The following is a 13,970-nucleotide window of genomic DNA, read 5'->3' as shown; positions in this document are numbered from 1 at the left end:
GCTGCCCGCCGCGGCGGGCGCGCCGACCGGCGGCGACTGGTACGACGCGCTCGAACTGCCGGACGGCGACACCGTGCTGGGCGTGGGCGACCTCGCCGGACACGGTGTCACCGTCGGCTCGGGCAAGGCGATGCTGATGGGCGCCGTACGCGGGATGGCGATGGCCGGCGCCCGGCCCGGCCCGCTGATGACCTGGCTGAACCAGTTACTGGAGACCACCGCGCAGCCCGCGCTGGGCAGCGCCGTCTGCTGCCGCTACCGGCCCGCCGACCGCACCCTTCAATGGGCACGAGCGGGACACCCCGCCCCGCTGCTGTACCGCGACGGGACGGGATGCCCGCTGGACGAGGCGCCCGAGGGAGTCCTGCTCGGCGCCACGCCGAGAGCCGCCTACGGGCAGGCCGAAACGACCCTCGAAGCAGGCGATCTGCTCCTGCTGCGGACCGACGGACTGATCCATGGGCACAGCGGAACGGACGCCGTGGAATGCCTCCTCGGCCTGGCCCCGCGCTTCGCCGCGGCGCGCACCGCGCAGGAGTGTGTGCGGTTGGTCGTGGAGGAGTTCGGCGTGGGTGAGCGCGAGGACGACGCCTGCGTGCTCATCGCCAAACTGTCTTCCTAGGGAGCACTGCACAACAAGGAGAAACAGAACTCGCCGGAACCGGAGAGAACGCCGCGCACGGGCGTCACGGCTCAAGAGCTCTAAGCCTGTGCGCTGTTGCCACCCCTGTTCCTCGGCCTCGGCAGTGCCAGTTTGATCTCCTCCCGCAGTTCGTTGATCTTCGGGTAGCCGGAGTACTCGGCGGTGAGCCGGTACATCTGGCGCAGCCGGTCCCAGGTGCGATGGGAGGAGTTGGATCCCATCGACATCAGGGCCAGCCGGGCGTACCGGTCCGCCTGTTCGGGGTCGTCCGCGATGAAGCACGCGGATGCCATGGAGAGAAAGTCGAAGATCTTCGACCGCTGCCGGCCGTCGATCCGCAGGGCCAGGGCCTTCTCCGCGAAGTGCTGGGCGTGCACGGCCGCGCCCGGCTCGGATTCGGCCAGGGTGCGGTAGGCCAGGGCCTGCATGCCGTACAGGTCCTCCTCCTTGAACGTCTGCATCCAGCTCGGCGGCGGCACATCGCCCCGGTCCGAGACGAAGAGGTCCTCTGCCTGGCCGAGGGTGCGGCGCATCGCCTGCCCCTTGCCCATCGACGCCTGTGCCCATGCCTCGATGGTGTGGAGCATGGCCCGGGTGCGCGGCAGCACCTCGGGGCCGGAGCCGGACTGGGCGAGCTTCATCAGATCGAGTGCGTCGTCGGGCCGGCCCAGATGCACCATCTGGCGAGCCGCTCTGGAGAGCGCCTCCCCGGCGCGGGGCCGGTCGCCGCCCTCCCGGGCCGCGTGGGCGGCGATGACGAAGTACTTCTGGGCCGTGGGCTCCAGGCCGACGTCGTGCGACATCCAGCCCGCGAGGACGGCGAGATTGGCCGCGACGCCCCACAGGCGCCGCTGGAGGTGGCCGGGGTGGTGGTAGGCGAGGATGCCGCCCACCTCGTTGAGCTGGCCCACGACCGCCTTGCGTTGCAACCCGCCACCGCGGGCCGCGTCCCACGCCCGGAACACCTCGACCGAACGCTCCAGTTCCTCGATCTCCTGCGACCCGATGGGGGCGGCCTCGTAACGGTCGAACCCAGCGGGGTCGGCATGCAGGGAGTCGTCGAAGGCAGGGGTGTCGGTTGTGGGTGTGGGGTCGGTGTGCAGCCAGTCGTGCATGGCACTGCTGAGTGCGGATCCCGCGGCGAGCGCTGCACCCGCGCCCACCAAGCCGCGTCGGTTGAGCATGAGGTCCATTCCCGTGAATTCGGTGAGGACCGCGGCAGTCCGTTCGGGCGCCCACGGCACACCGTCGGGATGTTGTGCCTTCCCGCCGTCGGGCCGTTTCCCTGTACGCCCGTGCCGCACCAGACCGAGGTCCTCGATGGTCACGACACGGCCGAGACGCTCGGTGAACAGGGCAGCCAGCACCCGCGGCACCGGATCGCGGGGGATCTCCCCCGTGTCGATCCACCGCCGCACCCGGGAGGTGTCGGTCGCCAGCTGCGGGTGCCCCATGGCCGCCGCCTGCCGGTTGACCAGCCTCGCGAGTTCGCCCTTGGACCAGCCGGCCAGGCCGAACAGGTCCGCGAGCCGGGTGTTGGATTGTCCGCTCACGTCAAGCCCCCAGGTTCTCGGCTGAGTTGACAGTAGCCCGGTGCGGGGTGCCCGGCGACTATTCGCCAGGGTTCGCCAGGGTGCGCCAGATGGTGTGCCACTGGGCAACCGGTGTCAGGTAGGAATGCGCCACCCCGACCCGGTAGCCACTCGAAAGGACGGGAGCATTCCCCAGGGTGCTCCCCGGCTACCGGGCCGGGTCAGCGCGCGCACCAGGCAGACACCGCAGGTACACGAAGGGATCTGTATCGCCCATGTACGCAGCATCGTCCTCCGTGTCCGCCCCGCCCCGGCCACCGCGTCCCCGCCCGGCGGGCGGTGGTCCCTACCTCGCCCCCGCGCATCCGGGGACCGCCGTGCCGGGCACGGGACGGCCACCGCGCGCCGCGGGACCGGCCACCCGACCGCTCAGCGGGAGACTCGACTTGTCCGGCCCCCAGGGCGCGCAACTGCGCACGGCGATCGCCTCGGTGCACCGGATCTGCCCGGAGTTCGCTCCGGTGCAGGTGCTGCGCCGGAACGGCCGGTCCGTGCTCCTCGTCGGCACGACGGGGCGCAGCACGGCCGTCGCCAAGTGCCTACTGGACCACTCGCCCGCCTGGGCGGAGCGCATCCGCCACGAAATAGCGGCATACCGCTCGTTCGTCCGGCACCGGCCGCCGGTCCGGGTGCCGAGGCTGATCGCGGCGGATCCGGACAACTGCACGCTGGTGATCGAGCGCATGCCGGGCCGGGTGGCGGCGCTGCAACGGCATCCGGTGCAGGCCCCGCCCCGGGCCGACATCCGCGCCGCCCTCGGCGCGATCTGCCGGCTCAACGCCTGGCGGCCCCCGGCGGGCACGTTCGACGCGCCCCTCGACTACGCGGACCGTATCGGCCGGTACCACGGGCTGGGGCTGCTCACCGACCGGGACCTGGGCGACCTGCAGAAGCTCCTGCACGGCATCGCGCACACGACGGGCCGGCAGGGCATGGGCCAGTTCTGTCACGGCGACGCCCTGCTCTCCAACCTCCTGCTCTCGCCCGCGGGTCCCGTACTGGTGGACTGGGAGCACGCCGGCTGGTATCTGCCGGGGTACGACCTGGCCGTGCTCTGGTCGGTCCTCGGGGACGCCCCGATGGCCCGGCGGCAGATCAGCCAGATCGCCCAGTCGACGGGCCCCGCCGCGCGGGACGCGTTCCTGGTGAACCTGATGCTCGTCCTGACCCGGGAGATCCGTACCTACGAGACGGCCGTGCAGCGCTCGATGCACGACGCGGCCCCGGTGACGGCGGGCCCGGCCCAGCAGCAGGGCGCACCGTCCGGCGAGGAACAGCGGCTGCTTCTCAGGCGGCTGCACGACGACTGCCAACTGGCCCGCCGGGCCGTGCGCGCGGCGGTCGGCACCCGCTGACGAAGCATCGATCCGCGGTGCGGGTGGGGGCGCACCGCGGATCGTCGTGCTGTCGCACCGTCCGCCGCCGAAGCGACCGTCTCCGGCTCGCTGCCGGTCGTGCCCGGCTGTTCCCGGTCGCCCCCGACCGTTCCCGGCCATTCCCAGCTGTTCCCGGTCGCCCCCGACCGTTCCCGGCCATTCCCAGCTGTTCCCGTGCGGGGCGGGGTCATTGGTGTATGCCACTGACGCCCCGCAGGCCCGCGCACCACCGACACGAAACTCCCGCGCGCCCCGTCTGACGTGGGAAATCGCGCTTCCCTGGGCATGATTGACGGATCGTCGGCAAGCCGGTACCACTGAGCATCGCTCAGCCCCGCACGCCCCGCCGCGCTCAACCGTCCCAGGAGGCCGCATTGCGAGGATCCGCCACCGACCCCACGTCCGCGCCCGGCAGCAGACCCATGCGCAGAGCGGCCGGAGGCATCGCCGCCGCGGCGCTGCTGCTGCCGCTGCTCGGCGCCGCCCCGTCCCAGTCCGCCACCGACTCCGCCCCGTCCCGGTCCGCCACCGGCGCCGCCACAGGCGGACTCCAGCGCGCCTTCGCCTCGGCCGCCGCCGAGTATCACGTGCCGCAGAGTGTCCTGCTGGCCGTCTCCTACCTCCAGTCCCGCTGGGACACGCACGCCGGGGCGCCGAGCGTGACCGGCGGCTACGGCCCGATGCACCTCACCGACGCGCACACCGCGCTCACCGCCACGGAGCACCACAGCGAGGGCACCGAGGACGCCCGTGGCGACAGCGCCCGCCCCGCCCGCCCCGCACGGCACCCCGAGGCGAGCGGGCCGGACGCGTCCGCGCTCCCGGCCCGTCTGGAAACGCTGCCGCGGGCCGCCGGGCTGACCGGGATCCCGGCGGCCGAGCTGCGGAGAGACCCGGCGGCCAACGTGGCCGGCGGCGCCGCACTGCTCGCCGCCGCCCAGAAACAGTTGGGCCGCCCCCTCAGCTCGGACCCGGCCGACTGGTACGGCGCGGTGGCCCGGTTCTCCGGCGCGGACGACACCGCGGCCGGGGCGGCCTACGCCAACGACGTGTACGACGTGCTGCGCACCGGCGCGAAGCGCACCACGGACGACGGGCAAGTGGTCGCGCTGGCCCCGCGGTCGGGTCTGTCCGTGGACACCGCGCGGCTGAAACGGGCCGGCCTGGCCCCGTCCGCCGAGGACGGCACCCAGTGCCCCACGTCGGTGTCCTGCATCTGGGTGCCGGCGCCGTACGAGGAGTTCGGGGACCACGACTACGGCAACCACGATCTGGGGGACCGGCCGGCCTCGCAGAGCATCAAGTACATCGTCATCCACGACACGGAGGGCGCCTGGGACGGTGTCCTCGACCTGATCAAGGACCCGACCTATGTGTCGTGGAACTACACCATCCGCTCCACGGACGGGCTGATCGCCCAGCACGTCAAGGCGAAGGACGTGGCGTGGCACGCGGGCAACTGGTACGTCAACGCCAAGTCGGTCGGCATCGAGCACGAGGGCTTCCTCGCCTCGCCGGACGCCTGGTACACGGAGGCGATGTACCGGTCGTCGGCCCGGCTGGTGAAGTACCTCGCCGCGAAGTACGGCATCCCGCTGGACCGGCAGCACATCCTCGGCCATGACAATGTGCCGGGTCCCACCGCCTCCGCCGTGCCGGGCATGCACACCGATCCGGGCCCGTACTGGGACTGGCGGCACTACTTCGAGCTGCTGGACCACCCCTTCAAGCGCACGGCCGGCCGGAAGGGCGGACTCGTCACGATCCTGCCGGACTACGCGCGGAACCAGCCGGTGTACACGGGGTGCACCACCGCGGGCGAGCCGTGCGCGGCGCACGGGTCCAGCGAGGTGCGGCTGTACTCGGACCATGACGAGCGCTCCGCGCTGATCAAGGACATCGGCCTCGGCACGGCCCCGACCACCGGTGTGAACGACCTGTCCTCGCGGGTCTCGACCGGGCAGCAGTACGCGGTGGCCGGCCGCTGGGGCGACTGGACCGCGATCTGGTACCTGGGTCAGAAGGCATGGTTCAGGAACCCGGGCAAGCAGCCGACTGCCGTGGACGCCTCCGGTCGCGTGATCACGCCCAAGGCGGGGCTCCAGAGTATTCCGGTGTACGGCAGGGCGTACCCGGAGAAGGATGCCTATCCGGCCGACGTGCCCGCGCAGGCGGTGTCCACGCTGCCGTACACGATCCCGGCGGGCCAGGGGTATGTCGTCGGTGACGAGTTGCCCGGCCAGTACTACTACGCGGTCTCATTCACCGCCGACTCGCATCGGGTCGTGACCGGCAAGGACCTGTACTACCAGATCCAGTACGGCCACCGGGTGGCGTATGTGCGGGCCGCCGACGTGGACGTGCGGTCGTCGGCCGCCGGATAGCGGCCCCCGGCTCGGCGGCCGGCGCCGTCAGCCCTGCTGGAACAGCTCCGCCGGGAGCGGCTTCAGCAGGGCGTACAGGTCGTCGGTGATGGGGCGGTCCCAGGCGGCGATGGTGACGAGGACGCCGTCGCTGCGGTCGAACTGGACACACGAGATGCGGGTCTCGGAGAGCTTCAGCCGACGCACGATCAGCAGGTTGTCGCCCTGGAGCACCGGCATGTCCTCGGCGCCGGTCACGGTGACCTCCTCGTCGTTCTCCAGCGCCAGCAGCAGCTGGGCGACCTCGAAGGGGATCTCCCCGTCGCCGATGTCGCGGGCCGGGGAGCCCTCCGGGAGATTGCCGATGATCATCGCGGGACCGCGACCGCCGAACAGGTCGTAACGCAGGAAGACGCCCTGGCAGGTGCCGTCGGGAGCGGGCAGCAGGCCCGCGCCCAGATTGCCGGGCCAGTCACCCGGGTCCATGGCCAGCACGTCGAAGTCGGGCCCGGCGGGTGTGGCGCTGCGGCGGCGGAGGAACGACATGCGGCCATGGTACGTGCCCGGACCCGGTCGATGGCGTCCGGGCGGCGTCCCATCAGGGGAGCCGCAGCACTGTGACCACCGCCGGCCCGCCGGTGGCCGGAGCGGGGCCGGAAGGGGCCCGGCGGGGCGGGACGGGCAGCCGGACGGGGTCACTTCTGCGCCGGTGCGGGCTTCCTTCTCGGCGCGGGCGGTACGACGGCGACCGGACGGCCGGGTGCAGCAGCACGGCCTGGGTGACGGAGCCCATCATCCGCACGGGCGGGCGCGAGCAGCAGGCCGGCGAAGCCGCCCCGTCCCCGGGAGCCGAGCACCTGGAGGTGCGCCTCGGCGCCCAGTTCGGGCAGCACGCGGCGGGCGCGCCCCGCAGGGCGATGTACTCGACACTCTGGGCCGCCGCGGGTCGCTCAGTCGGGTGCGCGCCTCGTCGAGGCCCTGTCGTCGTCCGGTTCGGGCGGGCCCCTCGGCCAGCGCCTCGGGCCGGGCCGACGGCGCGTACGGCCGGACCTGCACCACGCGCAGGGGTGCCGCCGCGCCGCCGGGGGCGCCGGGGGCCGGGTCCAGGGCGCGCAGGCTGTCCTGCGAGCCGTCGACCGCCGCGCCGACCGGCTGTGTGCGCATCGTCCTCGCGACCGGGATGCGATCTTCCCTTCCGGGGTCAGCCTGCTCGGGCCTCGGTCCCGGAAGGGCGTTGTCGGTCACGTGTCCGGAAATCGGTGCGGTACACCCCCCGGATCGGCTCGCGGGCCCTCGGCCCCGCGCGGTTCAGGTCAGGTCGAACTCGCCTTCCCGCGCGCCGGACACGAAGGCACCCCATTCGGCGGGGGTGAAGATCAGGGAAGGGCTCTCGGGACGGCCGCTGTTGCGCATCGCGATGAACCCCTCGACAAAGGCGATCTGGACATCGCCGATGCCTCGGCTGCTGGACTGCCACTGCGCGTTGCTGAGGTCCAGTTCCGGCTTGTCCCAGCCCATGAGCGGATGCTGCTGGATGGTGCTCTCGGCCACGTCCGTGCTCCTCCCGGTTCGTCGTCCGCGGCCAGCCTAGCGACCGGTTCCGGCCGCCAACAGGCCACGTGTGGGGGACCTTTCAGGAGTCGGGGGGCCGCGAGCCCACCAGCTACATGGAGGAGAACTACGCGCCGCCGCCGTAGGCGTGCCCGAGCACCCTCCCGGCCCGCTCCACCGAGACCTTCTTCGAGAAGGACGGCGAGCGCTGGGTGTTGCTGGGCGACATGGCCACCGTGGACGAGGGCGGCGTGGTCACCGTGCTCGGCCGCGGCTCGCAGTGCATCAACACGGGTGGCGAGAAGGTCTACGAGGAGGAGGGCGAGCAGGCACTCAAGTCGCACCGCGACTGTGCGACGCGCTCGGTGCCGGACGCCACCTGGGGCAACCATGTGGCGGCGGTGGTGCAGTTGCGCGCGGGCGCCGACGGGTTGTCCCTGGCGGATGTGTAGGGCGGGTACGCCACGGGCGCCGGGGCGCGCACGGAAGAGAGGTGCGCCCCGGGCTGCTACGGCGGCCCGGGCCGGGGCGCGGTCGGGCTCGCGCCGAGCAACGCGGCGACCCGGCGTACGAAACCGTTGCGGGTCGTCCGGCCGGGGATGGTGACCGGCGCCCGGCTGGATCTCGCACACGATGTCAGCGAATGCGACGGCGGTGCGGCGGGCCGGGCCGGGGCACAGTCCGCCGTCGGGTTTTCCCCGGCGTACAGGGCGTACAGGAGGCCGGGCGCCGCGAGACCGCCCAGGGCGGCCCGGGTGGCCTCGGGTGCGAAGGCGCCGTCGGCGAAGGCGCAGTCGGCCGCCCGCGTCGTCGGTCTGCTCGTCGGCCGCGGTGTCATGCGCGGCTGGGCCCCGTCCCTGCGGCTGTGGAAGAACGGCATGGCGGCCGGGCCGAACCCGCCGTCGCCTCGCAGCCTGGCATCGAAGGGCGAAGAGCCCCGCTCGAACCACGGTTCGGCCGCCTGCGGCCGGGCGGCGCCGACAGCCGGTCCTCGGCGGTGGCCCGCGGGCCGGTGGCCGACGGGTCGGCGGTGATCAGCGCCGTCGCCGCACCCGGTGCGGATATGTGGCGGCGTACAACATGACGAGGCCCGTGCCCGCCGAGTGCGCGAGCAGATCCATGGGGTCGGCCACGGCGGTACCGCATCGGCATTCCGGCCGCGTCCGGGGCGGCGAGAAAGTGCGGCCGGACCCCTTGCCGGGGCCGCCCCGGACTGAATTACTGATCCCAAACACAAACAACCGAATGATCGGTCGTCCGAATTGATGCGATCGGTGAGGGAGAGGTACCCCATGACGGAGGCGATGCAGCTGTTCGACGCGGGGGAGCGGCTCGACGCGGAGGCCCTGCGGGCGCTTCAGCTGGAGCGGCTGCGGACCACACTGCGGCACGCCTACGACAACGTGCCCTTCCACCGGCGGGCCTTCGACCAGGCCGGCGTGCGCCCGGAGGACTGCCGGTCCCTGGACGACCTGGCTCGCTTCCCCTTCACCACCAAGGCGGACCTGCGCGAGAACTACCCGTGCGGGACGTTCGCCGTGCCACGCGACCGCATCCGCCGGCTCCATGCGTCGAGCGGCACCACCGGACGCCCCACGGTGGTCGGCTATACGGACAACGACCTTTCCATGTGGGCGGACATGGTGGCCCGTGCCATCCGGGCGGCTGGTGGGCGGCCCGGGGACACGATCCATGTGGCGTACGGCTATGGGTTGTTCACCGGCGGTCTCGGCGCCCACTACGGCGCGGAACGACTGGGGTGCACGGTCGTCCCCGCGTCCGGCGGGATGACCGCCCGGCAGGTCCAGCTGATCCGGGACCTGGAGCCCCGGATCATCATGGTCACCCCCTCGTACATGCTCACCCTGCTCGACGAGTTCGAACGGCAGGGCGTGGACCCGCGCGGCACGTCGCTGCGGGTCGGCATCTTCGGTGCCGAGCCGTGGACGGAGGGGATGCGCCGGGAGATCGAGGAGCGGTTCGGGATCGACGCCGTCGACATCTACGGGCTGTCCGAGGTGATCGGTCCGGGTGTCGCGCAGGAGTGCGTGGAGACCAAGGACGGCCTGCACATCTGGGAGGACCACTTCTATCCCGAGGTCGTCGACCCGGTCACCGGCGAGGTGCTGCCCGAGGGCGCTCAGGGCGAGCTGGTCTTCACCTCGCTCACCAAGGAGGCCATGCCGGTGATCCGGTACCGGACCCGTGACCTGACCGCGCTGCTGCCGGGCACGGCCCGGGTGTTCCGGCGGATGCGGAAGATCACCGGTCGCAGCGACGACATGGTGATCCTTCGTGGCGTCAATCTGTTCCCGACCCAGGTCGAGGAGATCGTGCTGCGCACCCCTGGCGTCGCCCCGCACTTCCAACTCCGGCTCACCCGGGAGGGCCGCCTGGACGCGCTCACCGTACGGGCCGAGGCACGGCCCGGCGCCACGCCCGAGGCGCGCCGGGCGGCGGCCCGGGTCATCGCCGCCGCCGTCAAGGACGGCATCGGCGTGTCGGTCACCGTGGAGATCGTCGAACCGGAGTCGCTGGAACGGTCGGTGGGCAAGATCCGCAGGATCGTGGACCTGCGCCCGCGCTGAACGCTCCGCCGACAGGGCCGTCGGCTGGGCCGCCGAGCCGCGGCGGGCCTCGCTCGGCCCGCCCAGCACCTGTGGTGCCCACCGCCGTACCGGTCCCGTGCCGGTCCCGTGCCGGTCCCGTGCCGGTCCCGTGGGCGAGCCCGGTTGGTTGCTCAGCTCCGTCTGCATGGGCGCAGGATGCCGAAGCCCCCGGGACGACGGAAGACTTACTCTGATGCATCGTCAGATCCTTTGGAGGCCGCGTGCACCGTTGACACACTCCGCACCCGACAGGAAAGTTTCACCGCGCATGGCAATCCCCGAAAGATACTTTCAGACGGGAGGTCTCAGATGACCGACGAGGTCCCGGGCAGAACGGCGGCCGGGCCGACCCGGCGCAGACTGGGTATCGGCACCCTGGCCCTGGGCGGCGCGCTGACACTCGCCCAACTGCCCGCGGGTCCGGCCGCCGCCGCCCCGGCGACCGGCCGTCCCACCCTGCGGCGCGGCTCGCCCGAACGGGCCGGCCTGCTCCCCGAGCAGCTGCGCCGGCTCGTCACGGACGCCGAGACGTTCCTCGGCCCCTCCCCCACGCACCCCTGGTACGCGGGCGCCGTGCTGCTCGCCGGGCGCGGCGGCACCGTGGCCCTGCACCAGCCCATCGGGATGGCGGTGCGCTACGCGGCCTACGACGAGAAGACCGACACCGGCGTCGAGTTCCCGGCCGACCGGCAGATCCCGATGACCGAGGACACGGTCTTCGACCTGGCCTCCGTCTCCAAGCTGTTCACCTCGCTGCTCGCCGTCCAGCAGCTGGAGCGCGGCGCACTCACGCTGGAGGCGCCCGTCGCCTCGTACCTCCCGGAGTTCGGCGCCGCGGGCAAACAGGATGTGACCATCCGTCAGCTCCTCACGCACACCTCGGGCTTCCGCGCCTGGATCCCGCTGTACGACGCCCCCGGGTACGAGGACAAGCTCCAACTCATCTGGAACGAGGCGCCGATCAACCCGCCGGGCAGCACATACCTCTACTCGGACCTGAACCTGATCTCCCTGCAGCTCGTCCTCGAACGGATCACGGGCCGCCCGCTGAACGTCCTCCTGCACGACGGGATCACCGCCCCGCTCGGCCTGCGCCGCACCCGCTACAACCCGCCCGCCTCCTGGAAGCCGTCGATCGCGGCGACGGAGGACGCGCGCAGGCCGTGGTCCGGCCTCGACCGGGGACTGGTGTGGGGCGAGGTGCACGACGAGAACGCCTACAGTCTGGGCGGCGTCGCGGGCCATGCGGGGGTGTTCTCCTGCGCGTGGGACCTGGCGGTGCTCGCCCGCACGCTGCTGGGCGGCGGCGCGTACGGGCGCACGCGCATCCTGCGGCCGCGGTCCGTGGAGCTGATGTTCACCGACTTCAACACCGCCTTCCCGGGCCACGAGCACGGTCTCGGCTTCGAGCTGTACCAGCACTGGTACATGGGTGCGATGGCCACGCCGCGCACCGCCGGGCACACTGGCTTCACCGGCACCTGCCTGGTGCTCGACCCGACCACCGACTGCTTTCTCGTGGTGCTCGGCAACTCGGTGCATCCCGTGCGCACCTGGCGATCCGGTTCCGCTCCCCGGGTCGCCGCGGGCACCCGGCTGGCGCGGGCCGTTCCGGTTCGTCCCGCCGAGGGTCGTACGGCCTGGTTCTCGGGCATGGCGAACGCCACGACGGCGACGCTCGCCCTGCCGGCGCTCGACACCGCGTCCGGCGGGGCGCGGCTGCGCTGCACCCTGTGGTGGGACACCGAGCCCCGGTCGGATCTGCTGGTCCTGGAGACATCGACGGACGGCGGCGGCTCCTGGCGGCCGGTGCCGTTCACCACCGAGCGGCGCGGCGAGGAGTCCCGGGACCACCCGGACGGTACGGCCACCGGCTGGTCGGGCCGTGTCTGGCACCGGCTGACCGCGGACCTCCCGGCGGACCGGTGGCTCACCCTGCGCTGGCGGTACACCACCGACCGGCAGTACGTGGGCCGTGGCGCCTACGTCGACGCGCTGCGCGTCGAGGCCGGCGGTGCCGTGGTCTTCGACGGGGCACGCCCGGCGGACGCGGCCCGCATCACGGCGGCGGGCTGGGCGCCGTCGGCCGACTGACGGGCCGGGCCGCGAGGCCCGGTCCCACGCCGCCGTGTCCTCAGTCCCGCTCCAGCACGGCCATGGCCGCGTTGTGGCCCGGTACCCCGCTCACCCCGCCGCCGCGCACCGCTCCCGCCCCGCACAGCACGACGTTGGCGTGCCGGGTCTCCACGCCCCAACGGCCGGTGTCCTCCTGGGCGTAGGGCCAGGACAGCGCGCGGTGGAAGATGTTGCCGCCGGGCAGGCGCAGATCCCGTTCCAGGTCGAGCGGGGTCTTCGCCTCGATGCACGGCCGGCCGTCCGCGTCGGTCGCCAGGCAGTCTACGAGCGGCTCGGCGAGGTGGGCGTCGAGCTGCGCGAGCGTCGACCTCAGCAGTTCCCTGCGTACGGCGTCGTTGTCGCCCGCGAAGAGCCGGGCGGGGGTGTGCAGGCCGAACAGGGTCAGGGTCTGATAGCCGCGGGCGACCAGGTCGGGGCCGAGGATCGAGGGGTCGGTCAGGGAGTGGCAGTAGATCTCGGAGGGCGGCGCGGCGGGGAGCCGGCCGGAGGCGGCCTCGGCATGGGCGGCGGCCAGTTGCTCGTAGCCCTCCGCGATATGGAACGTGCCGGCGAACGCCTCCCGGGGGTCCACGTCGGTGTCGCGCAGCGCGGGCAGCCGCTTGAGCAGCAGGTTGACCTTCAGCTGGGCGCCTTCGGCGGGCTCGGGCCGCGGGTCGCCGGTGAGGGCGGCGAGTTCCTGCGGCGAGGCGCCCACGAGGACGTGCCGGGCGGCGACGATGCCTTCGCCGTCGGCCGTGCGGTAGGCGATCTCGGCGCGGTGTCCGTCGGTGTCGATACGGACGGCCTCGTGCCCGGTCGCGAGGGTCGCGCCCGCCGTGCGCGCGGCGGCGGCCAGCGCGGCGGTGAGGGCGCCCATGCCGCCGACGGGCACGTCCCAGGCGCCGGTGCCGCCCCCGATGACGTGGTAGAGGAAGCAGCGGTTCTGCGGCAGGGCGGGGTCATGGGCGTCGGCGAAGGTGCCGATGAGCGCGTCGGTGAGGACGACGCCCCGCACCAGGTCGTCGGCGAACTCCCGCTCGATCGCCACCCCGATGGGCTCCTCGAACAGGGCGCGCCAGGCGTCCTCGTCGTCGATGCGCCGGCGCAGCTCGTCACGGGTGGGCAGGGGTTCGGTCAGGGTCGGGAAGACCCGCTGGGCGACCCGGCCGGTCATGCCGTAGAACCGCCGCCAGGCCGCGTACTCGCGCTCGCCGCCGGTCAGCCGGGCGAACGCCTCCCGGGTACGCCGCTCGCCGCCGCCGACCAGCAGCCCGGTGGGGCGTCCGGCGCGCTCCACCGGCGTGTAGGAGGAGATGGTGCGGCCACGGACGCGGAAGGTGAGGCCCAGGTCCCGCACGATCTTCCGGGGCAGCAGGCTGACCAGGTAGGAGTAGCGGGACAGCCGGGCGTCGACGCCGGTGAACGGTCGGGTGGACACGGCGGCGCCGCCGGTGCGGCCGAGCCGCTCCAGGACCAGCACGGACCGTCCGGCCCGGGCCAGATAGGCGGCCGCGACCAGCCCGTTGTGGCCGCCGCCGACGATGACGGCGTCGTACGTCCGCGATCCCTCGTGTGCAGGCATGGTTCTTCGTAACACGTGATGATCTACGTCGGCCAGAGGGCATGCCGAAATGGGCCGACGACGCGCGGCTCAGTGTCCGCCGGACGCCTACCCTCGGCACGGCACCACAACCCGCCGGTACAGCTCCACCGCCCCGGTG

The 13,970-nt window shown here is 72.8% G+C and carries 10 protein-coding genes and 1 pseudogene; 6 read left to right on the top strand and 5 right to left on the bottom strand.

Annotated elements, in window-relative coordinates; all coding sequences use genetic code 11:
- Positions 1-622 (top strand): PP2C family protein-serine/threonine phosphatase (locus ACWEKM_RS37205; RefSeq protein WP_451625699.1); only part of this gene is annotated, 622 nt, incomplete at its 5' end.
- An 80-nt stretch (positions 623-702) separates the two neighbouring features.
- On the opposite strand, the gene ACWEKM_RS37200 is transcribed toward ACWEKM_RS37205, so the two are convergent.
- Positions 703-2,196: a DNA-binding protein NsdB gene (locus ACWEKM_RS37200; protein ID WP_451625698.1), complete on the bottom strand. Its 1,494-nt coding sequence runs from the start codon at positions 2,194-2,196 to the stop codon at positions 703-705.
- A 254-nt stretch (positions 2,197-2,450) separates the two neighbouring features.
- Between ACWEKM_RS37200 and ACWEKM_RS37195 the strand changes: the two genes are divergently transcribed.
- Both ACWEKM_RS37195 and ACWEKM_RS37190 read left to right on the top strand, forming a co-directional pair.
- Positions 2,451-3,590, top strand: a complete 1,140-nt coding sequence (locus tag ACWEKM_RS37195; protein WP_451625697.1) for an aminoglycoside phosphotransferase family protein — start codon at positions 2,451-2,453, stop codon at positions 3,588-3,590.
- Positions 3,591-3,985: 395 nt separating this feature from the next.
- Complete coding sequence (locus ACWEKM_RS37190; protein WP_451625696.1) at positions 3,986-5,995, top strand: N-acetylmuramoyl-L-alanine amidase; 2,010 nt, start codon at positions 3,986-3,988, stop codon at positions 5,993-5,995.
- 27 nt (positions 5,996-6,022) lie between these two features.
- Here the strand turns inward: ACWEKM_RS37190 and ACWEKM_RS37185 are convergent, their stop codons facing one another.
- Together ACWEKM_RS37185 and ACWEKM_RS37180 are read right to left on the bottom strand one after the other, a co-directional pair.
- Positions 6,023-6,520, bottom strand: a complete 498-nt coding sequence (locus ACWEKM_RS37185) for a hypothetical protein (RefSeq protein WP_451625695.1) — start codon at positions 6,518-6,520, stop codon at positions 6,023-6,025.
- Between the two features lie 762 nt (positions 6,521-7,282).
- Entirely contained in the window at positions 7,283-7,525 is a 243-nt protein-coding gene (locus ACWEKM_RS37180) for a DUF397 domain-containing protein (RefSeq protein WP_451625694.1), read from the bottom strand.
- Positions 7,526-7,689: 164 nt separating this feature from the next.
- Here ACWEKM_RS37180 and ACWEKM_RS37175 point away from each other — a divergent pair.
- A pseudogene (locus ACWEKM_RS37175) lies at positions 7,690-7,974 on the top strand (acyl-CoA synthetase); the annotation flags it as partial.
- A 59-nt stretch (positions 7,975-8,033) separates the two neighbouring features.
- On the opposite strand, the gene ACWEKM_RS37170 reads toward ACWEKM_RS37175, so the two are convergent.
- Complete coding sequence (locus ACWEKM_RS37170) at positions 8,034-8,363, bottom strand: hypothetical protein (RefSeq protein ID WP_451625693.1); 330 nt, start codon at positions 8,361-8,363, stop codon at positions 8,034-8,036.
- A gap of 454 nt (positions 8,364-8,817) precedes the next feature.
- On the opposite strand from ACWEKM_RS37170, the gene paaK reads away from it, so the two are divergent.
- Both paaK and ACWEKM_RS37160 read left to right on the top strand, forming a co-directional pair.
- Positions 8,818-10,113 (top strand): phenylacetate--CoA ligase PaaK, encoded by a 1,296-nt coding sequence (gene paaK / locus ACWEKM_RS37165; protein WP_451625692.1) that lies wholly within the window; start codon positions 8,818-8,820, stop codon positions 10,111-10,113.
- Between the two features lie 330 nt (positions 10,114-10,443).
- Positions 10,444-12,228: a serine hydrolase gene (locus tag ACWEKM_RS37160; RefSeq protein ID WP_451625691.1), complete on the top strand. Its 1,785-nt coding sequence runs from the start codon at positions 10,444-10,446 to the stop codon at positions 12,226-12,228.
- 40 nt (positions 12,229-12,268) lie between these two features.
- Here the strand turns inward: ACWEKM_RS37160 and ACWEKM_RS37155 are convergent, their stop codons facing one another.
- A complete protein-coding gene (locus ACWEKM_RS37155; RefSeq protein WP_451625690.1) occupies positions 12,269-13,831 on the bottom strand; it encodes a phytoene desaturase family protein in 1,563 nt (520 codons plus the stop codon).
- Positions 13,832-13,970: the final 139 nt, after the last annotated feature.

Source organism: Streptomyces sp. NPDC004752, from assembly GCF_053601275.1.
Note: the sequence above shows the minus strand (reverse complement) of the source record. Positions and strands in the feature narration are given on the sequence as shown.

Bases quoted from the DNA above. Each gene is read 5' to 3' on its own strand.
- ACWEKM_RS37195 (WP_451625697.1), top strand. From the start codon at position 2,451: ATGTACGCAGCATCGTCCTCCGTGTCCGCCCCGCCCCGGCCACCGCGT.
- ACWEKM_RS37185 (WP_451625695.1), bottom strand. From the start codon at position 6,520: ATGTCGTTCCTCCGCCGCCGCAGCGCCACACCCGCCGGGCCCGACTTC.
- ACWEKM_RS37170 (WP_451625693.1), bottom strand. From the start codon at position 8,363: ATGACACCGCGGCCGACGAGCAGACCGACGACGCGGGCGGCCGACTGC.
- paaK (WP_451625692.1), top strand. From the start codon at position 8,818: ATGACGGAGGCGATGCAGCTGTTCGACGCGGGGGAGCGGCTCGACGCG.
- ACWEKM_RS37160 (WP_451625691.1), top strand. From the start codon at position 10,444: ATGACCGACGAGGTCCCGGGCAGAACGGCGGCCGGGCCGACCCGGCGC.
- ACWEKM_RS37155 (WP_451625690.1), bottom strand. From the start codon at position 13,831: ATGCCTGCACACGAGGGATCGCGGACGTACGACGCCGTCATCGTCGGC.